The following is a 296-nucleotide window of genomic DNA, read 5'->3' as shown; positions in this document are numbered from 1 at the left end:
GCATTCACCCGCATCGGCGCGGTTGCCGTGTAGCGAAAATGGTAGAACTGGCACTTCTGGCCCGTAAGCTCCATCGCATCGCCGCCCAGGTTGATGAAAATCACCTCTTGGCCTGGGTTGCGCAGATTGTGCTTGCGGACGTCTTCCGTGAGCTGGCCGGCAATGGCCGACGAAGCACCCTGGAAGATTATGTGAACGCCATCTGCGACCGCATTGCGGAATTTGTCGGCAGCATCGGGGGCGCCACCGGCATTGTCGTACTCAGTGACCACCACCGGCTCTCCGTTGAAGCCGCC

Annotated in this window: 1 protein-coding gene; it reads right to left on the bottom strand. The window is 60.5% G+C overall.

What is annotated here, in order from left to right; genetic code table 11:
- Positions 1 to 296 (bottom strand): ABC transporter substrate-binding protein (locus HFC70_RS26750; RefSeq protein ID WP_168476327.1); only part of this gene is annotated, 296 nt, incomplete at both ends.

It is taken from the genome of Agrobacterium sp. a22-2, assembly GCF_012276985.1.
Classification (GTDB): domain Bacteria; phylum Pseudomonadota; class Alphaproteobacteria; order Rhizobiales; family Rhizobiaceae; genus Allorhizobium.
Note: the sequence above shows the minus strand (reverse complement) of the source record. Positions and strands in the feature narration are given on the sequence as shown.